20 protein-coding genes are annotated in these 22,677 nt (G+C 39.8%); 6 read left to right on the top strand and 14 right to left on the bottom strand.

Annotated features, from left to right (window positions below; translation table 11 throughout):
* Positions 1 to 23: 23 nt before the first annotated feature.
* From K364_RS0103410 to K364_RS0103355, 12 genes are all read right to left on the bottom strand, one after another.
* Positions 24 to 479, bottom strand: a complete 456-nt coding sequence (locus K364_RS0103410) for a hypothetical protein (protein WP_011838164.1) — start codon at positions 477 to 479, stop codon at positions 24 to 26.
* A gap of 91 nt (positions 480 to 570) precedes the next feature.
* Positions 571 to 873 carry a VRR-NUC domain-containing protein gene (locus K364_RS0103405; protein WP_028306842.1) on the bottom strand — a complete coding sequence of 101 codons (303 nt, stop codon included), beginning with the start codon at positions 871 to 873 and terminating at the stop codon, positions 571 to 573.
* 300 nt (positions 874 to 1,173) lie between these two features.
* Positions 1,174 to 3,729 carry a phage NrS-1 polymerase family protein gene (locus K364_RS0103400; protein ID WP_028306841.1) on the bottom strand — a complete coding sequence of 852 codons (2,556 nt, stop codon included), beginning with the start codon at positions 3,727 to 3,729 and terminating at the stop codon, positions 1,174 to 1,176.
* Positions 3,726 to 4,151, bottom strand: coding sequence for a DUF7768 domain-containing protein (locus K364_RS0103395; RefSeq protein WP_028306840.1), 426 nt, complete (start codon positions 4,149 to 4,151; stop codon positions 3,726 to 3,728). Before K364_RS0103395 ends, K364_RS0103400 begins: the two co-directional genes overlap by 4 nt.
* 15 nt (positions 4,152 to 4,166) lie before the next feature.
* Positions 4,167 to 4,988 carry a phage antirepressor gene (locus K364_RS0103390; RefSeq protein WP_028306839.1) on the bottom strand — a complete coding sequence of 274 codons (822 nt, stop codon included), beginning with the start codon at positions 4,986 to 4,988 and terminating at the stop codon, positions 4,167 to 4,169.
* 4 nt (positions 4,989 to 4,992) lie between these two features.
* Complete coding sequence (locus tag K364_RS0103385; protein WP_028306838.1) at positions 4,993 to 6,915, bottom strand: bifunctional 3'-5' exonuclease/DNA polymerase; 1,923 nt, start codon at positions 6,913 to 6,915, stop codon at positions 4,993 to 4,995.
* A gap of 56 nt (positions 6,916 to 6,971) precedes the next feature.
* Positions 6,972 to 7,724 (bottom strand): hypothetical protein, encoded by a 753-nt coding sequence (locus K364_RS0103380; RefSeq protein ID WP_028306837.1) that lies wholly within the window; start codon positions 7,722 to 7,724, stop codon positions 6,972 to 6,974.
* Between the two features lie 132 nt (positions 7,725 to 7,856).
* Positions 7,857 to 8,273 carry a gp33 family protein gene (locus tag K364_RS0103375; protein ID WP_028306836.1) on the bottom strand — a complete coding sequence of 139 codons (417 nt, stop codon included), beginning with the start codon at positions 8,271 to 8,273 and terminating at the stop codon, positions 7,857 to 7,859.
* A complete protein-coding gene (locus K364_RS22755; RefSeq protein ID WP_242841644.1) occupies positions 8,263 to 9,543 on the bottom strand; it encodes a DEAD/DEAH box helicase in 1,281 nt (426 codons plus the stop codon). The genes K364_RS0103375 and K364_RS22755 overlap by 11 nt, the downstream gene beginning before the upstream one ends.
* Positions 9,544 to 9,587: 44 nt before the next feature.
* On the bottom strand, positions 9,588 to 9,758 hold the full coding sequence (locus tag K364_RS26560; RefSeq protein WP_156946390.1) for a hypothetical protein: 171 nt from the start codon (positions 9,756 to 9,758) through the stop codon (positions 9,588 to 9,590).
* A 271-nt stretch (positions 9,759 to 10,029) separates the two neighbouring features.
* On the bottom strand, positions 10,030 to 10,419 hold the full coding sequence (locus K364_RS0103360) for an RNA polymerase sigma factor (RefSeq protein ID WP_028306834.1): 390 nt from the start codon (positions 10,417 to 10,419) through the stop codon (positions 10,030 to 10,032).
* A gap of 152 nt (positions 10,420 to 10,571) precedes the next feature.
* On the bottom strand, positions 10,572 to 10,781 hold the full coding sequence (locus K364_RS0103355; RefSeq protein ID WP_028306833.1) for a hypothetical protein: 210 nt from the start codon (positions 10,779 to 10,781) through the stop codon (positions 10,572 to 10,574).
* Positions 10,782 to 11,053: 272 nt separating this feature from the next.
* Here K364_RS0103355 and K364_RS0103350 point away from each other — a divergent pair, with 272 nt between their 5' ends.
* From K364_RS0103350 to K364_RS22750, 5 genes are read left to right on the top strand one after another with little or no spacing between them, the layout of a single operon-like run.
* A complete protein-coding gene (locus tag K364_RS0103350; protein WP_028306832.1) occupies positions 11,054 to 11,281 on the top strand; it encodes a helix-turn-helix domain-containing protein in 228 nt (75 codons plus the stop codon).
* 16 nt (positions 11,282 to 11,297) lie between these two features.
* Positions 11,298 to 12,536, top strand: a complete 1,239-nt coding sequence (locus K364_RS0103345; protein ID WP_028306831.1) for an ABC-three component system protein — start codon at positions 11,298 to 11,300, stop codon at positions 12,534 to 12,536.
* Positions 12,520 to 12,762 (top strand): ABC-three component system middle component 7, encoded by a 243-nt coding sequence (locus K364_RS0103340; RefSeq protein WP_014451309.1) that lies wholly within the window; start codon positions 12,520 to 12,522, stop codon positions 12,760 to 12,762. Before K364_RS0103345 ends, K364_RS0103340 begins: the two co-directional genes overlap by 17 nt.
* Positions 12,737 to 14,374, top strand: coding sequence for a DUF2326 domain-containing protein (locus K364_RS0103335; protein WP_028306830.1), 1,638 nt, complete (start codon positions 12,737 to 12,739; stop codon positions 14,372 to 14,374). Before K364_RS0103340 ends, K364_RS0103335 begins: the two co-directional genes overlap by 26 nt.
* Positions 14,375 to 14,394: 20 nt before the next feature.
* The gene (locus K364_RS22750) at positions 14,395 to 16,497 is read left to right on the top strand and encodes a site-specific DNA-methyltransferase (protein ID WP_207640823.1); all 2,103 of its coding nucleotides are present in this window, start codon (positions 14,395 to 14,397) and stop codon (positions 16,495 to 16,497) included.
* A gap of 221 nt (positions 16,498 to 16,718) precedes the next feature.
* Here K364_RS22750 and K364_RS0103320 read toward each other — a convergent pair.
* A protein-coding gene (locus K364_RS0103320) for an IS3 family transposase (protein WP_156946389.1) occupies positions 16,719 to 17,878 on the bottom strand; the annotation gives its coding sequence in 2 pieces (ribosomal slippage) (positions 16,719 to 17,638 and positions 17,638 to 17,878; 1,161 coding nt in all).
* Between the two features lie 300 nt (positions 17,879 to 18,178).
* On the opposite strand from K364_RS0103320, the gene K364_RS0103305 reads away from it, so the two are divergent.
* Positions 18,179 to 20,686, top strand: coding sequence for a DEAD/DEAH box helicase (locus tag K364_RS0103305; RefSeq protein WP_004103232.1), 2,508 nt, complete (start codon positions 18,179 to 18,181; stop codon positions 20,684 to 20,686).
* Between the two features lie 180 nt (positions 20,687 to 20,866).
* Here the strand turns inward: K364_RS0103305 and K364_RS22745 are convergent, their stop codons facing one another.
* The gene (locus K364_RS22745) at positions 20,867 to 22,660 is read right to left on the bottom strand and encodes a recombinase family protein (RefSeq protein WP_035267768.1); all 1,794 of its coding nucleotides are present in this window, start codon (positions 22,658 to 22,660) and stop codon (positions 20,867 to 20,869) included.
* Between the last annotated feature and the right edge of the window lie 17 nt (positions 22,661 to 22,677).

Below are 22,677 nucleotides of genomic sequence, written 5' to 3'. Positions count from 1 at the left end.
TACATCTCATAGAAATCTCATTACTACTTCCCGTATAAAAGCAGTGCCAGATGATTAAGTGCCTTGTCCTTCCTGCGGTACACCTGTGCTCTTTCAAGAAACAGCTTCTCTCCGATGTTTGCTACAGCTTCTGTCTTGCTCACATCATTAACAAAAAATTCTGTCAGTATAAACTGTTCTTCCTCCGACAGGGCTTCCCAAGCAGGCTTGAACCATTCCATATATTCCAATGCCCGTCTGTAACGTTCTTTCAACACATCAATCTCGTCAAGGCAAGCAGCAAGGCGTTCTTCGCCGCTTTTGGGATTGTGTTTGCCCGGAACTCCGGTAATCTTTGCACTATGAGGGCTTGTCATACGGGTTTCAATTTCATATATATCCTCATCACTGTGTTCGATAATGTACTGCATGCTGCTGTAATCTTTCAAAGCTTCAACAGCAGCCGCTTTTTTATCTAAATACTGCCATGCAATCAGCATATCGCACCTCCAAAAAATCAAGATAAAAAACCTTGATCTTTGAAGCAGTATGCTTTTTTTCGTTGCTTTGCAGTGCTTGTTCCCTTGTTCGTTATGTCTTCGTTCTTTGCAGAAGGCCATGCTTTTCCAGAATAACCTTCACCTCATCTACCGAATGAACAATCGCTGCCACACCTCCGGCACTGAGGATTTTCCTTATAGTTGCTTCCTGCAGTTTTGTTGTCTTTCCCGATGGGGTTTTTACTTCAAAAGCTATAAACCGCCCATTTACACAGGCAATAATATCTGGTATCCCCGCTGTCCCGTACATACCACCATGTTCCTTCCAACAGAAACACCCCGGTACTGTCTTTAAGTACCGCAGTACTTTAGTCACAATACTTCTTTCAGACATAACCGCTCATCCTCCAAAAATGTTACCTTTTTCCCTCTTATAACCTCGTAACATCCAAATAAGGCATCTCATAAATCAGCTTCCCAAGCGCTTTTCAGGATTTTGTTACCTTGTTACCTCTTTTTGGGGTAGGTGTATACACAAATATTTTTATTTTTATATTTTTTAGTCTTAAAAAAAGCAATGGTACTTTCGCGCGTATATATAAAGTTGAGGTAACAAAGGTAACATCGGTAACAAGTGGCTATTCATTAGCGTTTCGGGCGTTACCTTTTTGTTACCTTGTTACCTTTTTCAATACTAAAGAGGCTCAATATCTGTGATTTCAAAGCCGCTCACATCGCATCGCTCTTTCAGTATCGAGAAATCAAGAGCCCACGCTTTTTTTGTTTCATTCCCGAAACGCATCGTTTTATTGCTCTCTATAAAAAAGTCACTTTGCCTCAATTGCTTCAAAAACTGGTTATATGGAAGACATTCACCAGTGATTGCATAATCGCGTCTGTACTTGGTATAGCGGTCATATACATCACAGAAACGAATCCCGATAACCTTGCCATCTTTATCAAAAGTGTAGTCTTGATTCGGAGCCAGTTTCATCCGGGCCATGATTTCCAGGGTCTGTTCTACAATGGTCTTGTTATTGCTGCCGCCATCCAGCAAGTACTCCTGCACACCGTTTTGAAGATATCGAATACATGCCCCTTTGTTAATGGGAAATACTTCAGCCCACGTTACATTAAGGAATTCACACAGTTTGTTTACTAGGCTCAGTCCGGCATAGCAACAGGCGAGATTATTGACGATACGAGATGGAAACTCATCAGATATCTCTGACTTTGCTTCCTCATACCACTTCTCTGCCTCAGCAACCGATACTCTGAGTGCTATATCCAGCAGGCTCCGACCGAAGCTGCCAAGCAGATCCGCTTTTGCACACAGCTTATAAAATGCTTGTCTATGGCTGGCTGGTTTTAAGTCCTTCTTGCTGAATAGCAATTCTATGCTCCGTTCTCTGATGGCCGCTTCATCCGGCGATTCCTCACCAGCTACAATAATAGGTGCCAACAGTTCATAAGTAACAGCACTTTGATCCGCCCTACCGCGGACACCTTCATGGCCATCATATGCATCTCGAAGATGGTTGTATAAGGCATTTAGCCTTAACTTATCTATCTTTGAAGGCTTGAACTCATCCATCAACTGCGGTATCAGATTCGATGATGCAGATTCCTTCATCAGTGTAAATGCAGTAACCTGTGTAGCCGCGCGGATTTTACTGCACGAAAATACCGGCAGAATAACCCGCTCCAATGTATTACTTTTTCCGCTGCCTTGTTCTCCGACAAGCAATAAATGAGGAAACTTGATGCCTGATTTTTTAAGATGCGGTTTAATAAAGCATCCGGCCACCCAGGCCATTACTGATACCGTTTTTATGGGTTCGTTATAGCTGAGGAGCCATTCACCAAGTATAATAAGCTGTTCCTTTGTCAATGGCTCAAAGATTAGGATATCGGTTGTTATGCTTTTATACTTATCAAGCTGCACGATATCTTCAACAATGTTGCTTCCGGCTTCAATGGCACCATCCGTTGAAACATATACCATCCGCCCGCCATGCTCATAAATCCCAAGAGCCTTGACCCCTGTTTTCCTTACCCACTCCATTTCAGATATATAACCTTTCAGCAGTTCCAAATCTCCTTCTGAGCCAAAATAGCCTAAGGATATCGTCCGGCGGTTCAAGATATTTTTAAATTTTTGGATGTTATTGAAGTCGGTAGTCATAAATGTCTGGCGGTATATTTCATCACGAATTGTAATAAGGTCAGCAGTCATCTGCGTTTCATCTTCTGATACAATCATCTCCACCGGTTGAATGATAAAGTTTGTTATAGGATACACACTTTCGCCTCTGGTGCGGTAATACCTGCCCTCATGTTCAAAGATAACTGACTCGCTTTCGCGGCTGTATACGTTCTCTGTGACTTCAATGGCCTTATCCAGTGTCTCCTGCCCATATGTTGCTCCACTTGCATGATGTACCGTATCCCACTTTTCCCGGAATAACCCGGAATTTCTAAACAGCCTGTCCATCTGCTCTTTGTTTTTGCCTGACCAGAAAGCTAGCATACAGCAAAGGGCAAGGTCGGCTTCGGAATGGCTCGGATACCCTGCTTCCTGCCATTTTCCTTCCCATAGCAGATTAAATTCCTTATGGTTTTCGGCTGTCCGGGCTTTCTCCAGAATTTCTTCATCTGTAAGCGGCTCTAGCTTAACCACCTTACTGTCTTTCTTGCTTTTTCCTCTCCGCTTTTTACTTTTGATATAATTCTCATGTATCCAGGCTAGAGCTCCATTATCTTCAGCAATGTAATCAGGAGTCCCTGGCAGTCGCTCGCCAGTCATTGTGAAGTATCTGCTGTGGGCATACATTTCAACGCCGGTTTTAGTGTTTTTATTGCCCTTAGCAGGCATCTCCCCTTTATAGAAAATATGAAGCCCAGTTCCTGAAGGGCTGATTTCCGTATAGGACGGAAACCGCTCAAGGATATCCTTGGCGGTATCGCTTAATTCCCCAGTGTTTTTGTCGCGGCAGTGATCTATGTCTATCCCCACTAAACCTCCGCTTTTTGCGAATACAAAACCTAATCCGGTATAGAGGTATTGTTCTTTTGCCGCAATCGCATCGTCAAGCGTCGACCAGTCGTTTGGGTTAGTGCTTGAGGCTTTTCTACCAGTTAAGGGATTATAAGGGATTTTACTGTCTCTTCCGTCCTTTGTGTTTGGTTCCAGACGCCAGCAGATCCATTGCTTCCGGTTTGCTAATTCTTTAGGGAATGAGATGCTCATTTACACCGCACCTCCTCGCATCGTTCATTAAAATACCGAATCGGAATGCTGCGCTGCTTTGCCTTTTCAATCTCAATGGACATCCCTTTAGTAATTTTTCTGCCAAATACCCACACTTCTGAGCACTTTGACATCAATACCATGCCAAAGTACAAGCCCAGATTTCGCATTTGTTCATCATCGTCGTCCATAAACTGCGGAAACAAGAGGTGCGGAGCAATAGGTATGCAATTCCTGCTCACTGCAAAGCGGCAGTACCCCTGAGCCTTACGGATATTACGTTCTATATCACCAGCATATGGGCTGCAGATAAATACCATCGGTCTGTAAGGCGCTTTCCTGGCCTCTCGCTCAATCCTAAGCAGTGCTTCATAGGGTGTGGGGTCGTAATATCCTTCCGCGTTAAACTTGCTGATACTCATGGTATTACCCCCTGCCTATGCGCTTTTTTGTTCACGTTCGATTACAGGCAATATACCTTTCTTGTTTTTAAGAAGGTCATAGATAAATAGCCTTCCTTTTTGTGTCCAATATGTGTGCATTACGCTTCTTTCTGCATCAATAGCGTGGGTCTTGGACTGCGTGTATCCTTGATCGGCGTACTCCTGATATAAAAGCCAGCAGTTTCCCATTTTGTACTGTACTCCAAGCTCATGAAGCAGCTTATTGAAAGCGCGGCCAGACATTCCGTAATCCTTGGCAATCTTGCTGATCGGCACAAGGCTTTTATTTTGCAATATGAGATCATAATAGCTCGCCTTGGGCTTTAGCTCACTGATAATCTGTTTATTCTTTGCATTTTCTATTTCTAAAGCTTTCCGCCTGTCGCGTTCTGCCTTTAGTTCAGAGAAAATCCTGATGCCATACTCCGGATTAGAAATCATCTCTTCGATAACTTTATCTGTAGCATAAACTCCATATTTTCTGATCGTGGGCAGCACTTCATCAAAGACCCATCTTTCAAAGCGTTCAGCAGCAGGAAGTTTGCTACGTATAATGAGACGATATAGATTTCCCTCTGTAATATAAGTCCGTTCAACATGCTGTTCAGTCGAGACACCATATTGATTTGTAGTTAAGGTGACCCCGTCGTGTTTCACGACCCCGTCTGGTTTGCAATGGCGTTGTATCGCATCACGAGGGTTACTATATCCTAGCATCCTTGCACAATCCGTTGCAGGAAAGTATTCCTTTCCATCAATAACGAGTACTTTAAGTTCTCCAAATTCTGTATTCTTAAAAACCTGTAAATTAGTCATAATATCAATCCTCCATTTCTTTCATTTCTCCAAAATTTCTTCCTACCGAAGCCTCTGCCACAATAGGTACATCAAATTCAGGGAAGGGTTGTGTTTCCATACACTCTTTTATAAAAACAACTGCTTCGTCCACCTTGTCTTCCGGTAATTCAAAAACCAGCTCGTCATGTATCTGCAGCATAGGTTTCAGCCAAAGCCTTTCGGGAAGTCCACTGATGATGCGCCCACAGGCAAGCTTTAGAATATCTGCCGCTGTACCTTGAATAGGTGTATTTAATGCGCACCGCTCGGCAAACGACTTCTTGCCCCAATCTGATGACCGAATTCCCAGCAAGTATCTTCGCCTGCCCAGCCATGTTTCTGAATAGCAGCTTACAGCAGCCCGCTTTTTTACCTCATCCTGCCATTTGGCAAGACCGGGGTATCCGGATTTCAAGTTTTGAATGATGGTCTCACATTCGGACAAAGTTGGGTTCAGCCCAGCTTTAAATTTAAGTGTTCTCTGTAAGCCAGTAGGAAACAGGCCATAGAACACACCGAAATTGCAGTTCTTTGCAATGGTCCTGCGCTCTTTATAATGCGGAGCATTTTTGTCTGCTGCCTCTTCAAAAGGAATGCGGTAAATAACAGAAGTGGTCTGAGCATGGATATCACCGCCAGTACGATAGGTTTCCAGCATACGTTTGTCCCTGCAATAAAACGCTCCGACGCGCAGTTCTATCTGTGAAAAGTCAAGGGATAAAAGAACCTTTCCTTCCGGTGCAATGATAAATTTTCGTACGCCTATTGGGTCATTGTCTTTCTGCGGACAATTCTGCATATTCGGATTTCTTGAAGCAAACCGCCCTGTCTCTGTACCCAGTGGCATAAGATCCGGATGAATCCTGCCGGTATTTTCATCGATAAATCGAAGATACCCGTCTATATAGGTGGATTTGAGTTTTCCCCACTTGCGGTATTCCTGCACCAGTTCAAATAAGCGAGCAAGTTCAGGCCTGTTGGATTCACACCATCCTTTTAATAGGATCATGGTTTCATCATCGGCAGCTTCCTGATGTTTTGCGGTCGTTTTCATTACCGGAAGACCGAGATCCACAAAAAGATATTTTTTAAATGCTGAAGTTGAAGCATTTGCCCCAATCTCTACATTGCCGATAATTCCGGCAATCTCTTTTCTGATACTGACAATCTTTTCTGCGGCTTCCGCTTGTTTCTTCAGCATGGCTGACTTATCCACCAATATGCCGTTATACTTCATTATCCCGACATATACTGATGTAGGCGATTCTACCTCTTCCACAATAGTTCTGTGTTTGGGTAAAAATCTATCAAACCACTGATTGAAAACATGATACAAGCGAAGAGTGTAGTCGCTGTCAGCACAAGCGTAGCGGACAGTCTTCTCATCCTGAGGGTTCAATTCATCGAAAAACCGACCTTCAGTAACCGTTGAGAATTCTGTCATTTCTGCTTTGCAGAGTGCAGGTGCAAGCGTTTTAAGTCCGCTGTCAGCAAGACTTCTGAACTCCCACTTGCTTTTTAATGTAAGTTGTGATGCTGCAATCGTGTCATAGCAAGGCTTTTGAAGGACGATACATCTTGCGTAAAGGAACATAGACTCAAAAGCCAGATTATGAGCAACTTTTATTACATCTTTTGATTCGAATAGTAATTTCAGATAATCCCATATTGCCGCCTGATTCTCTGCATTTCGCCCGCTACGATGTTTAAGTGGGACATATATAGCAGTCCCTTCTGATACTGAAAAACTGATTCCTGTAATATCTGCTTTATGAGCATCCAGAGCTGCACTTTTATCGTTCCTCCATTTATCGCAAGGCGAGGTTTCAAAATCGAAAGCAAATAGGACAGTGTTTTTCAGATACTCTTGTATTTCAGATAGCATATAAACACATTTGTATCCCATGCGGTTCTCCTTTCCGCCCTATCGGAGATAGAAAGTTCCTCCGATAGGGCCTTTGATCACTTAAGCGGCTCAGTAATTTCACCTGATTCAGGGTCTACATTTATTACCTCTTCACCGGCAGGTTCAGTGTCATGGCCGACTCGGGTACTGAATGCTTTGACCTGCTCGGAAAGCTTGGATATCAACGCATATTCGTCAGCGGTCAGATCCCGATCTACAGCAAACTGAGCTTGGGAATAGGTGATACCGCTTGAGTTAGTCGCCTTTTTCAATGAAAAGCGGGTAACTACGCTGTTCGATTTTTTACCTTTAGAAAGCAGCCTTTTGATGTAGCGGGAAAACTCTTTCAACGATCCTGTTGGCAATGAGAGTATCAACGGAAAAATCTCCCCTTCACGCAGTACATATATCCTGCGGCGGTTCTTGCAAGCTTTGCTGCCGTTTTCCCCCGAACCGAACTGATTATATGGGCATTTAGAACAGCTTCCTCCGGGGTCTCCTTCGCCGGTTATACCATCAAAGCTTCCGCAATCCGGTGGGTTACTGCCTCCGGTATACTTGTCCTTGTAGTATGCATAAAGTGGATGATGATAAAGAATTACCGCTGAGAATTCCTTGACAGTATCAGGTTCTCCGGGATTCTCACCAGGCACTTCAAATACTGTGCTGCCTGCGGACGGGATTTTTATGCGTTCAAAAGTCATGTCAAGACCGTCAAGTTCTGATGCCATTGCCTCGTCAAGATTGAAATCAGCGAGCTGAAGAAAACCTGTATTTTCGCTAATAGTTACGAGTTCATTGTTTTTCATGCTTTTATACCTCCGTAAATATGAATTTGATATGAATTTGAAATGTAATCTATATCATTGTTCTTTGAAGCATTGTTCTTCGAACAGTTATTCCTTGAACATTGATATTGGAGCATTGCTTTCTGAAGCTATTTATCTTGCTGCTTTCCGCACAGTTACTGTTGTCTTTTCGAAGACATTCACAAGGCCTTTCAGCCAGTCCGGAAGCTCGTCCCCATTCTCCGCAATCTGTTCTTTAACAAATGCTGACAGGGAATTTGCATTGACTGTTTCATAGATGAGTTCTCCAAAGCCTTTACTGCGCAGAGCGTCAAACAGTTCTTCCTTCATGCCTGCGGCAGCACTGGCTCTTGTTGTCGTTGAAAGGCAGAACATTGTTCCTGCTCTTGTGAAGTTTTGCGTCTCACTGCTGATCATCAGCTCAGACAGGCGGTATTCAACATCGTCAATCTCTGCATTAATGCTTTTTAGTTCCTCTTCCGCGGCCTTTTTTGCATCGCGAAGCTCCTTAAGACGGTCAGCAAGTTCAAACATCGCATTATCGCTCATAGCTTTCACCTCCCTCTGGGGCAAAAGGATTTGCTCCTTTGCGGTAGTCGTCTATAAGCATTTTTGCAAGATCTGCCTTATTGCGTAGGGCAGTCAGGATTTTTGAATCCACAGTACCCTTGGCAATAAGGTAGATATATGTGCAGCCATTCTTCTGTCCAACTCTATGGATGCGGGCCTTTGTCTGCTCGAAATTCGACATGGAATAATCAAGGGAGTAAAATACCATTGTGCTTGCAGCAGTCAGCGTAATACCGAGTCCAGCGGTTGCAATCTGGCCTACAAACACCATGCAGTCGGGATCACATTGAAACCGGTTTACTTGCTCTTGGCGATCCTTAGTCGCACCATAAATACACGCATAGCCGATGTTCTTTTTCTCCAGCAACCTGCATATAGCATGAATTTCAGGGATAAACCTTGCTATGACAACCAGCTTATGTCCTTCTTGAATACTGCTTTCAAGGATATCTTCAAGAGCTTTCAACTTGGCATCACTGACTTGCTCGATTTTCCCACCGTCATCGCTTCCGATGAAGCCGCCGGTTAATTGCGAAAGACGAAGCAAGCGTGTCAGTATGTTTGTAGCTGTTACTTCTCCTGCTGACAGCTCAGTATAGCTTTGTTTGACAAGCTCTTTATATTTCTTTAAAGTGACAGGCTCAAGCTCAATATGGCGAATAATATCGGTGGTTTCCGGCAAATCCAGGCACTCCGCTTTGGTCGCCCGGAAGGCGATGCTGTGGATCCTTTTCATCAAATCCTGTTCCATTGATTTTTTCAGCACTGGCGTATGGTTGCCATAGCCAACCATGTTGAAATACCGGTTTCGGAATGCATAGAAGCTATTTCCAAAGATACGAGGATCAAGAAACTTGTACTGGCTGAATACATCTATGGCTTTGTTGGTTATAACCGTTCCTGTCAGCAAGAGCCGACACCGGGCAAGCAAGCCCAACCGGTGCATTGCTTTTGAAACCGCTGTATTATGAGTTTTAATTTTGTGTCCTTCATCGGCAATGATAAGGTCAGGATGCCAGTTTGCCAGTTCCTTTTCCATTCGCCACGCTGATTCATAGTTGACTACCACCACATGGATACCTTCGCCAGTTAAAAATCTTAGCTGTTGGATTTTCTTCTGAATCGTGCCATTAAGGACTACAAGCTGATATGGAAAATCTGCGAACCGTTTAAATTCGTCTTCCCACACTCCCAGAATGGAAAGTGGCGCAACAATCAGCACACGTTTTATTCTTCCTGCAGCAAGCAATGCTCCTATAATGGCGATTGAGACAAGAGTTTTCCCGGTGCTTTTCAGCCCATTTCCATCAGGAGCGCTGCACCCCATCCGGAAATGGCAGAAACACCACCACCCTTCAAAAGCCCAAATAGACTGCAGATGAAATTGAAAGCACGAATCTGATGCTTATATGGTCTGCCCTTTATGGGCATTGGAATAATTTCTTCGCGTTTAGAATGCATCAAGATCATCTACCTCCGAAACTTCGCGGATATCGACAGACTTTACACTGTTACCAGGAACAATAATCGTTACTCTCTGTTTTCTCCCCAGCAGATATTGCAAAAACCTTTCTCGTAGAGTGACATTGCGACATTTCACAATACCTAAATCTCTGTCATTATCCGAGATATTGATTTTGAGTTTGTGTTTCATATGCTCTTTTCACCTCATCTTTCTTAGGACTGATGTTTTGGCCCTCACTGTTAGGCCACGAAAACAGTAAAAGTAAATCCCCTAACTCAAAATTTTTTTTAGTTTTTCATGGATCTTTTTCATGCGGTTTGTAATAGCCATCTTACTGACCCCTTCTTCTCGTGCTATTGAAGCAAGGGATTCATTATTGAAGTACACCCTTCGTACCAGTTCTTTTTGCTGTGGGAGAAGACTATCGATGGCTTTTAGCAATGTCTCATTTTCTTGAGTTCTTATGTACTCTGCGGCAATGTCGGTATTGCTTGCGAAAATCTCTCCCTCATATTTCATTGCATCAAGTGATGTATGTCGGCGAGTCTCTTTATGGTTAATGTTGTATTCCTGACGGTCAAGTTCGACCAGAATTTCTCCCCACTCTTCAGATACTTCAATTTCAATGGTTTCAGTGTTGAAGTGATATTTGATTTTCATTTTTCTCAGCTCCTTGAATTTCAGATTTTTGAAATCCGCAGGAGCCGAAAATCCGTAGAACAAAAAATGACGGCCGGGATAATTCTCTGGTATGAGAATTAATCCTGGCCGTCATGCAGCTCCGCGGATTTTCTATTTAGTTGATTAACGTCTTATGCTGCGCAGACATAGCTTTCTACATGAAAAGCAGCATCATTTATTCGTTTGATTATTGTGACAACCCCATCACGTTCAATCTTCAATCTTCCTCCGATAGGTATCTGTGTACTGGTTTTACATCGTTTATATGCAACTTCTACAAGACCTGTGGCTGCGTCAGCTTTACAGACTAAGCGACCATTGAAATCGCGAATATCTTTCATGAGTTACCCTCCTTTTTCTTAAATTACAGCTTTGTTCCGCCGTCTATCTAAATTTTATTAATTCGAGCACCTGAAGTCCTCGGCTATGACTCCGCTGTTACTCCGCTGAAACTCCGCAAATCTCCATTTATTTTTGGAACAAAACTAACATAAGCGTTTGTAAAGCCGAAGTTTGTATATATAAATAACTAATTGTAATTTGTATAGTTAATTGCTATAATAATAAATAACCTGTTGGGAATACCATCCAATAGTGCTTGGAGGCGATTAAAATGGCATTTAGTTATAATAAACTTTGGAAACTATTAATTGATAAAAAGATGATGAAAAAAGATCTGATGGCGATGACGAATTTAACATCGACAACAATAGCGAAGTTGAGTAAAGATTTGCCGGTAAGCATGGATGTGTTAGGAAGAATCTGTAAAGCTCTTGATGTCAACATAGGCGATATTGTCGACTATGTTGACGACGATATTCCAACCAATAAAACAAAATAACAGGAGGGCGCAATACATGAAGAAGCTATGTTTTGGCACTTTTGCAACAATTTTAAAGATTTGCATGGCAAAAAGAGTAACACAAAAGCAATTGTGCGGTACCATGCTGCTTTCTATTGCGCCTACTTATGATATTCGCAGCGATGATGGCACCGTTTCAGATTTGATATTAGGTAAAAAAAATCTTTCACCTGTTGTAACCGATGCTGCTCCGGATGTAGATGCTCGTGATATTTCGGTTTTCTTTAAGGAGAAAGTCCTCCCCATGTTGGATAGTAATAAAAATAGCCTAATAGTTCTTGCATTGAAGGACATCATTGCTTCTGATGACACAATCGAACCTGAAACAATTGTTGAGAAAGTAAATAACATGACAAAGGAGGATATTGTTAGCTGTAATTCATTTGTTCTGGAAGACTTTCTTGCCGGAATATTTCTTTATACAGTACTTAATGTCGAAAACAGGAATTGTGAAAATAGTGTAAGAGAGATAACCGATGAGTACATACAATCCTTTGAAACTCAAAAGAAAAGCATTAAATTTATTACAACTTACAATAATTTTTCTATGGAAGCCGCTAATGAAGTTGCGATCGATGCTCGAGCTTTGGTGCTACTAGCTGAAACGGGCGGCAGATGCCAAAAGTGCGGTAGAATTCTTGGTATAAAAAAAGAAGGCAACGATATTAACTACGCTAAGATCGTTCGCCTTTCAGAAACTGACGATATTATTCTATGTGTTGACTGTGAACGCGAAATTCGAAATTTATCTGAAGAAGATAAATTGGCTTTATTATCCGACAAGCATGACTTAGAAATACTTGTTAAGGCAAGAGATGCTACATCAAGACATGAAATAGAAAAGCAAATTGAACAAGTACTTCGAGAAGTTGATCTAATGGATGTTACAGCCGATACACAACTCAAAATGGAACCTATTAAGGTTGAAAATAAAATTACTGAAAAACGCCTGAAAGAAAGAGTGCTTTTTGATGTTAGACGGTTTTATGAAGGAGTAAATGATACATTAGATCGGTTAGCCGGAGAAAATAAATTAAATGTGGATAGATTTGCTAAAAGTATTAAACGGATGTATGAAGATGCTAGTGAATCACAGATTTCACAAAGTGCTATTTACAACCTCCTTGTTGAGACATTATTTGAAAAGACCGGTCGTAAATACAGAGAGGCTTGTGAGATAATAATCTCCTACTTCGTGCAAAGGTGTGAGGTGTTCGATGAGATTACCAAATAAAGTAACATCATATTCAAACAGTATTATTGCGCTTTTTCCAGGTATTTTAGAAGCATTGTCACAGCAAGATATGTCCCCAAAAGAATTATTTGAACGAACCATGCCACGCCAAAAAAACATGGCTGATTTTCTAAGTGCTTTAGACTGCTTGTTTGCATTAGGCAGAATTAAACTAATTGAGGAAAAGAGGGTACTGCGCTATGTTAAAAGAGATACGATGCGATAAATTTGCTCCAAATCATCAAGTGATAAAACTTAATGAAGGATTAAACACGGTTTTGGGCAGTTCCAGCGGTACTAATGCAATAGGAAAATCAACATTTCTGTGGGTTATAGATTATGCATTCGGCGGTGACAGATACTACTCCATGTCGGATGATATAAAAAAGGAAATAGGCCCACATACCATCCATTTCACTTACGAGTTTGAAGGACAACCGTACTATTTTTATAGAAGTACTGAAGATACTAAAAATGTATATCGAAGTGATAAGGACGGACATTTTATTACAAAATTGACACTTGATGAATTTCGTAGCTTTCTATTTCAAGAATATAAAGTTGGTATCCCCTCTCTTACATTTTCAGATATAACTGAGCGTTTTTTCCGCATTTATGGGCGCGAAAATACGCTTGAAAAGTATCCATTACTTGTAAAACCTCGTGAACAAGATGAAAAGGCAGTCGATTTTTTATTAAAACTTTTTGGGCATTATGAAATTCTATCTGCGATTAAGAGCATGGAAGAAGAACTTGGGATTAAATTTTCGCAGCTCAAATACCGCCAACATCAGAGAGTGGATATAGAAAAAATCGAAACCAATCAAAAAATGATCGAGTCTTTAAAGAAAAGGCTTCAAAAATTAATGAAAAACAACGAAGAAGCGCAATTAGCAGTTTTTGGGTTTGATACACATACATTCGAACAAATAACTGCAATTCAAAAAGAATTGAATAGTTTTATTCGCAAACGTAATCGCTTGCAATCGCAGCTTAATGCTATTACGAGCAATATAGCTGATAGTAAGGCCGAAATCGCAAGTGAATTTGATTCATTGTTACACTTTTTCCCAAATGCTAATATAGCAGCATTTGAAAAGATTGAATATTTTCATGAGAAAATTAGAGAAATTTTAGGCGAAGAGATGAATCAGGAAATTGAGCGTTTGCAGCAAATAATTGATCAATATGATAAAGAAATAAATCGCCTTAATAGAAAAATTAAAGAAACTGGCTTAGCTAAGGAAATGTCAGAGAGAATACTATCACAGTGTGTTAATGTGTCTAAAACAATTGATAGACTTGAAGAAGAAACGGCGGATTTAATTCGTCAGAAAGAGCTTCAAGAAGCTCGCATTGAAGCGGAGAGGAAATTAAAAGATTTGCTGCTGCAACAAACCGAAATAATACATGAAATACAAGATAACATTAACCTACGAATGAAAATGATTAACGACGTAGTAACTGAACAGCAGGAAATCGCCCCACTTTTGCAGATAACTCCTCAAAAGGAAATTATATTTGAAACACCCGGAAACACAAGTGAGGGAACCGCTTTCAAGAGCCTAGTTATATACGATTTAACTATACTTGAACTACGTCCAATCCCTGCACTTATCCACGACTCCAATATCCTTAAACGTATTGAGGATATACACTTAGAACATATATTGGAACGTTATCAATCCAGTAATCGCCAGGTTTTCATTGCGTTTGATAAAGCTGATTCTACAACTGAGAAAGCGCACAAGATTTTAGAAGAAACAGCAATCTTGCGATTATCAGATGGTAATGAACTATTTGGTCGTTCGTGGAGTAAATACGAATCGAATGATTAAATATTAGGAGGATGAAAAATATGGCTGCAATCAATGATTTACTGCGTCAAATTCCTGACACTTCTTTGCGTGATCGATTAGAACAGGAATTTGCCCGCTTATCAAAAAATAAAAAATTTGGTCTTGTATTTGAAGAGCACATTCCTGAATGTACTCCTCTTTATGATGTTCCTGTAAAACGTGGCTCGACGGTTGCACTCAAAACAGGTCATATTAACGATTTGTATACGGTGTTAAAAATAGAAGAGGATATTGCCCTTTGCCGCAACAAAACAACAGGTGATACTAGAAATATCCCAGTTTCGGAGTTGGTTTCAGTTGCTCAATTTGGAGAACCTATTTTCCCCATGCTTCAGCCAATTGCTGCTGTAGAGAATGCACCTGACAGTAATTTATGGCACACTATTATTGAAGCAGATAATTACCACGCTCTCCAGTTATTAGAATATTTATATCCAAAGAAAGTAGACTGCATTTATATAGATCCACCATACAATACCGGTGCTCGGGATTGGAAATATAATAATGATTATGTTGATTCCACTGATAATTGGCGTCATAGTAAATGGCTATCCATGATGCAGAAACGTTTAAAGATAGCAAAAAGAATACTTGCTGATGATGGTGTTTTGATTACTACAATAGATGACAATGAATATGCTCATCTATGGATTCTCCTTCACGAAATTTTTCCAAACCTAACTCATACCTGCATAACCATTCAGCATAATCCCGGCGGAACTCAGGGCAAAAAATTTTCTGTGACTCATGAATATGCAATATTTTCATATTCATCAGAAAGTACTATTTTTCGCAAGCAACATACTGGTGGAGATGTATATAATTTAAGACGTTGGGGAAGCACTTCAGGTCGCTACGAAGGTGCAACATGTTTTTATCCAGTAATTCTAGACTCTAACTATAACATCATCGGTTTTGGTGATTTACTCGATGAAGAGTTACACCCTACAGCTCAAGTAGAATATAATGCAGATGGTACAATTTATGTTTGGCCAATTGATAAGAATGGCATTGAAAAGAAATGGCGATATGGACGTGATACCGTAGAATCAGTAAAAGATAGAATGTTTATTGAAAAAAGAGGAAATCGAATAGAAATTATTTTACGTAGAGAAAGCGAACCTCCAAAAACGGTTTGGACTGATCCTTTATATAATGCAGAAGCCCATGGTACAGATATGCTTAAAACCATAATTGGTGGCGGTTTTTCTTACCCAAAATCACTCTATGCTGTCCATGATGCATTGTTATTCGCTGTATCAGGAAAGAAAAATGCTTTAATTGTCGACTTTTTTGCTGGTAGTGGAACAACGCTCCATGCGGTAAATTTACTAAACGTAGAGGATAATGGTAACCGTCGTTGTATTTTAGTAACAAATAACGAAGTATCAGACGCAGAATCAAAAGCTTTACGCGAACAAGGATATCAACCTGGCGACCCAGAATGGGAAAAACATGGTATATGTCGCTCGGTTACTTGGCCTAGGATAAAATATAGTATCCTTGGAAAACGTGATGATGGCACTATCCTATCAGGAGAGTATTACACAAACCAAACAGTATCAAAAGAGGTAGAGCGTTCATTCTATCAGCTTGGCTTTATTGATAATCCTACGGAACTAACAACTAATGCAAAAAAGCAGCTTGTTTCTTTGCTACGCGGTAAGGATGGAAAGTCGCAATTACCACAATCATTAGTCAAAGCAGATAGTAAATTTATTGTTTCGGATAAACATTCGGCGACTATCTTGTTTGATGTAAATGCTGTTAATGAATGGCTGGAAGCTTTAGAAGATCAAGACCACATCACAGACTTTTATATAGTGGTAAAATCTGCTGCCACTTTCAAGGAAATTAAAGCACAGGTATCAAACTTGCTCGGTCCAATGAATGTAACATTGCAAGTTAAACGTCCCATGAGCGATGGTTTTCCTGCAAATGTTGAGTATTTTAAACTAGGTTTTTTAGATAAAAACAGCGTATCACTAGGTCAACAATTCCGCGAAATATTACCATTGCTTTGGCTAAAATCCGGTGCTATCGGCCGGAGGCCAGAAATAAACAGCGATGAAGAACCAGATATGTGGAGTGCTCAGGCCTAGCTGGACACGCATAAAGTTCCCTTTTCTCTTTATTTCATACAAATGCTCTGTTTCTCTTTTTATCTATTTTGTGGGCTCTGCCCACACCCGCCCTCGCCGGTAGGCAGGTGGTCATGCTTTGCAAGACCACCTAACAATAGGGTATTGGCTTCGTGGCAGTAAAGGGTAAAGCTTCGCCCGGCTAAAGCCGGCCCTTGACTGCCTGCAATGTCTGTGGCTCTTTAAGCTACTAGTGACTGGGTCTCTCTGTGATATCTTTCATATTCCATGGGTGACATGTAGTCTAAGCTGCTGTGAGACCTTTTTGAATTATACCAAGTCTCTATATAGTTAATTATTGCTAATCTTGCTTCTTCTCGGGTCTTAAAACGCCTTCTATGAACCAGGTCTTTCTTTAATGTGGCAAAAAAGGATTCCATACAGGCATTATCATAGCAGTCTCCTTTTGCACTCATGCTTTGTCTTATGCCATTTTCTCTAAGCTTGTCCTGATAATCATAGGCTGCATACTGTGAGCCGCGATCTGAATGAAATATAAGTCCTTTTTGAGGCTTCTCTCTTTTTATTGCCATCTCTAGTGCACTAATTGTTAGCTGTTTTGTCATTCTGCTATCTAATGCCCAACCAACTATTTTTTTGTGGTATAGGTCTTCAATTGCAGCTAAGTAGAGCCAGCCTTCTTGAGTTGCTATAAAGGTAATATCTCCAACCCACTTTTGGTTAATTTTTTCAGCTTTAAAATCTTTGTTTAATAAGTTAGGAGCTACTGGATAGTTGTGATTTGAATTGGTAGTAGCTTTGTATCTAGATCTTAGAACACTAATTAACCCATATTCCTTCATAAGTCGTCTTACTCGCTGGTTGCTTGTTTTTATGCCTTTTTTTCTTAATTGTCTTTTTATTCTTCTGTGACCATAGGTGCTATCTGACTCATCAAATATTTCTTTTATGTGAGTAATCAGATCTCTGTCGTTTAATTCACGATGACTTATAGGCCTATTAAGCCACTCATAGTATGTGCTCCTACCTATTTCTAAGATTTGGCACATCTTCTTGACGGGAAATTCGGAGCTAAGTTCTTTTATTATTAAATACTTTATTTCACGTCTCTGCTGAAGATGGCCATGGCTTTTTTTAATATTGCATTTTCAACCTCTAAGTCTTTAATCTTTTTTTCTAATGCTTTTTGATCGGCATCAGCTGGCCGAAGATTTCCTTTGCCGGGAAAGGCGTCTTCTCCATGTTCACTATATTGCTTGACCCATCTTCTAACTGCTGTAGCACTTACTCCTATATCTTTGGCTACATCTACTGGCTTTTTACCTAATTCTGTAACAAGCTTTACTATATCTTTTTTATATTCTTCTGTAAATTTACTCATTGCCTTAACACGCCCTTTCTTATCTTTTATTATAGATCCTTTCTGCGTGTCCGGCAAACTCTCTACAGTCTAATGTTAATTCTTCCTCAAAACGGCTTTGCAGTTCTGGTTGATGAAGCAAAATATGCCGAGTTTGCAAAAAAGATTTCAGAAGTAAATAATATTAAAGTGGTATATTTTGTAACAAACTCGGAGGAAGCTTTCCGCGAAATGACTGATGGCATAAAAATAAAAAATACATACCAACTATACCGAGATTACATTGATAACTTTGTGTTGGGAAGTAGGAGGGATTCATAAATGAGAGTTACTTTATTTCCATTTCAGGAAACGGCTCTTGCAGAATTGCATGAGAAAATTAATAAAGCTCATTTAATGTGGAGCGAAAAAGACCCTCAGGTAATATCGTTTTCCGCACCTACGGGTTCTGGAAAAACTATAATTATGACTGCACTTTTTGAAGAAATCCTATATGGAGGTTCAGATAATATCGGCGATCCGAATTCAGTGTTTGTTTGGCTTTCCGATTCGCCGGAACTTAACGAGCAAACGCGATTAAAAATTGAAAGCAAATCAGACAAAATTCGTGTACGGGACTTAGTAACTGTAGATTCAAACTTTGATGCCGAGTATTTGGAGGGTGGACGTATTTATTTTATTAACACACAAAAACTCGGTTCTGACAAGTTATTAACAACTAAGTCCGATACAAGGCAATATACAATTTGGGAAACACTCACAAATACAGCTAAACGCATTCCCAAACAGTTCTATGTGGTCATTGATGAAGCACATAGAGGGACTTATACATCTGCTCAAGCAGAAAATAAAGCACAATCCATCATGCAAAAATTCATCAAAGGTAGCGAAGAAGACGGACTTTGTATTATGCCTTTAGTTATCGGCGTGACCGCAACACCCCAGAGATTTGATAACTTAATTGCTGGGACTACTTCGACAGTACAAAAAGTTATTGTTCCACCTGAACAAGTACGTGAATCGGGGCTTTTAAAGGACAGAATCATTATTCATTACCCAGATATCCAACTTGGTGCCGATATGACAATGTTCAAAGGTGCAGTCGAAAATTGGCTTAATAAATGTGCTCACTGGAAAGCTTACTGTGAACGTGAAAATGAGAAAATGGTAAACCCTATCCTTGTCGTCCAAGTCGAAGATGGTAATGAACGAGAAATAACCCGTACCGATTTAGGGATTTGTATCGATTTGCTGGAAGAGGCAATGGTACGCAAGTTATTGCCCGGTGAAGTGGTACATACCTTTAATGATTATGGTACGATCAAAGTGCGTGACGTTGAAATTCATCAAATTGAAGCTTCTAGAATCGAAGACGAAGAAAATGTGAAGGTTGTGTTCTTCAAAATGAACCTTTCCACAGGTTGGGACTGTCCTCGTGCTGAAACAATGATGTCATTTCGTAGCGCGCAGGACTATACCTACATAGCACAGCTTTTGGGGCGTATGATTCGCACTCCTTTGGCAAGAAGAATTGCCTCCGATGCTGAACTTAATAATGTAAGTCTGTTTCTTCCATACTTTGATAAAGATACAGTAAAAAATGTTGTTAATGCTCTACATGATAGTGAATCGGTTATGCCCACTGAAACTGGTACAAATAAAGAGCTTATAACACTCGGGCGCAACCTCGCTTATTCTGATGTGTTTGATTCAATGGATAAGCTCATTACATACCGCCTGGATTCATCCCGCAAGCAAGCACCGCTTAAGTTATTAATACAGCTTTCTAGAGCATTAACAATGGATGGTATTGATTTGGAAGCACAAAAAGCCGTTAAAAATGCAGTTTTATCAAAAATGGACGAAGAAATTGCTCGCATAAAAGAAAGTGGTGACTTTGATGGTCGAGTTGCTTCAATCACTGGATTTGCTCTTAATACGCTAACATTTGACTATGGAGAAAATGCTTATTCATTTGATGAAGCTACACAAACCATGACTGTTACCGAATTTGACATTTCTCGACATTTTGAACAAGCTGGAAGGATATTGGGAGAAGGCTTACATAAGGAGTATTGGATTCGCCACAGTACCCGAGACCATATTGAAGTAAAGATTGAAGTCATTGTGCTTACAAGTGATACTGCTGCTATGGAGCGAATAAACGCCTTTGCAGAAGAGAAATTTATTAGTCTATATGAGAATAATAAACGCTCTATTGCAAGATTAAATGAGGCTCGAAAAAACATCTATGAAAGATTAATAAATGCTTCCGCTCAACCAATAGCTATTCCTTGGGTATTGCCAGATTCAATCGATTTTTCAGTTTCAGATAACAGTATAAAAATTGATCGACACCTCTATTGTTCTGAGGATGGAACATTCCAAGCATCACTAAACCCATGGGAAAAGGGAGTTATTGAAGAAGAACTAAAAAACGGTGCCGTTTGCTGGTTACGTAATCTTGATCGTAAAAAGTGGTCACTTGAAATCCCATATGAGGTCGGCGGTGTTATCACTTCTATGTTTCCTGATTTAGTGGTAGTGAGAGCTGATGTACAAGGTTACATTTTTGATATTCTAGAACCACACGACCCCAGCCGTAAGGACAATTATCCCAAGGCAGTTGGCCTAGCAAAATTCGCAGAGAAACATTGGGATAAATTTGGAAGAATTCAACTTATCCGGCAAAAGAAAGGATTAGACGGTCGTGAACATTTCTATAGACTTGATATGGCAAAAGTAGCTGTTAGAAATAAAGTTCGTGGCATTACATCAAACGAGGAACTTGATAGAATTTTTGATACGGATGCTGAGCGAGAAGATTAAATTATACATCCATCCTGCACCCTCAACCCCCTGTAAAAAAGGGGGTTATCTAATCTGGTAACTCAACTATTAATTTTCTGGACGGTTGATATGTTCCCTCAAGCAACCAAAATAAGGGTTTCCTGACATTGCCACATCCGGCAGATCGGCCTCGGGAAAAACTAAATGTCTGGAAACCCTTTATTTACAAGCTTTTCTGTTCTTTATTTCTAAACCCTTGACATCAATGTGACGCACTCCACATGGCTGGTTTGTGGTATAAGAATACGAATTGTTACTGTCGTCTGATGATAAAGAACACGTTTTTTCGTTTGTTGACCCCTCATCCGATTTTTTATCACCTTTACAATTCCCATCAAGTTTTATCCCGGTTTTAAGAACAAAAATCACAACATAGGGATTCTTATTTCCATCTTCATCAATGTCACCCAATATAACTTTTTCAACTAAGCTCTCAAATATTTCTCTAGCAAATCTCTCAAGGGGAGTTTGTGTATTGAAAACTTTACGGAAGGCTTTTATTCTCTTTTCCATTGATTTTTCATTATCAAGAGTTATTTCTACATTCATCTTCTCTTCTTTTAATTCTGTTAACTTTTCTGATAGCTCCTGATATTTGTCCTCATAATCATCTATATCAATTGTTCCGTTTATTCTTAAATCAACTAGATTTTTTGCTTTCTTCTCTATTGATGATATTTCCTTCTTTATTTTTTCCAGGTCTTTCTTGTGAGCATTAGTGTCAAGAGCTTCTTCAATATTAGTCAGGAATTCCTCAATCATATCCCGGTTATCTTTATTAATCCTATTAAATGCCTGTACAAATGCTTCTTGCAGATATTCTTCTTTAACACCTTTGCTGTGTGCACAGGCTTTTCTTCCATGTTTAATACTTGTACTACATTGCCAGTTATAATTTTCATGATTTGTTCCACTATGCCATTTTCTTCTAATAGCAGTACCGCCACAAAAACCGCATTCAATCATACTACTGAAAGCATGTTTCCTGCTATATTTTTCAGTCCTGCCTTTATTATTAAAACATGAACTTCTTTTTCTTAAAATTTTCTGTGCTTCCTCAAACAGTTCTTCTGATATTATCGGTTCATGGTGATTACTAACATAATACTTTTCTTCTTCACCCATATTCTCTAATCTTCTATGAGTTATAGGATCTACAGTAAAAGTTTTTCCCATTAATAAATCGCCTTTGTATTTTTCGTTTTTAATAATTCCCCTTACGGTACTTTCATGCCAACGTTCATTTCCCTTTTTAGTTTTACATTTCATATTAGTTAACTCTTTTGCAATAACGAAAGCTCCAGCCCCTTCAACATATCTACGGAATATGTAACGTACTGTTTCAGCCTCTTCTTCATTGATAACGAGTGTTTTATCAATAGGATTATAATCATATCCTAAACAGCCTTGAAATCCAATCATTTCTCCACGTTTCATTTTCATCTTTAAACCCATTTTTACATTAGAAGAGATTGACTCACTCTCCTGCTGGGCTAATGAACTTAATATTACCAACAGCATCTCGCCATTCATTGTTAATGTATTAATGTTTTCTTTTTCGAACAGAATTGCGACATTATGTTCCTTCAACAGCCTGACATACTTTAATGTGTCCAATGTATTTCTTGCAAATCTCGAAATAGACTTTGTAATAATTAAATCTATTTTTCCTTCAAGTGCATCATTAATCATTTTTTGAAAAGCAATTCGTTTAGTTATTTGTGTTCCACTTATTCCTTCATCTGCATACACTTCTACAAGTTCCCAGGTCGGATTTGATTCTATCAACTGTTTATAGTGCATAACCTGTGAATTATAACTCAATAGCTGTTCTTCAGAATCTGTACTTACCCTGCAATATGGAGCAACTCGTATCTGTTCTGCAATATTTGCACTTTTTCTTCTTCTATTTAACAGATTACTATCTGCTTGAATAACTTTTACATCCCCCATACCCATACTCCTTTCAA

Source organism: Desulfitibacter alkalitolerans DSM 16504, from assembly GCF_000620305.1.
GTDB classification, from domain to species: Bacteria; Bacillota; DSM-16504; order Desulfitibacterales; family Desulfitibacteraceae; genus Desulfitibacter; species Desulfitibacter alkalitolerans.
This window is presented reverse-complemented; position numbering and strand designations above follow the sequence as displayed.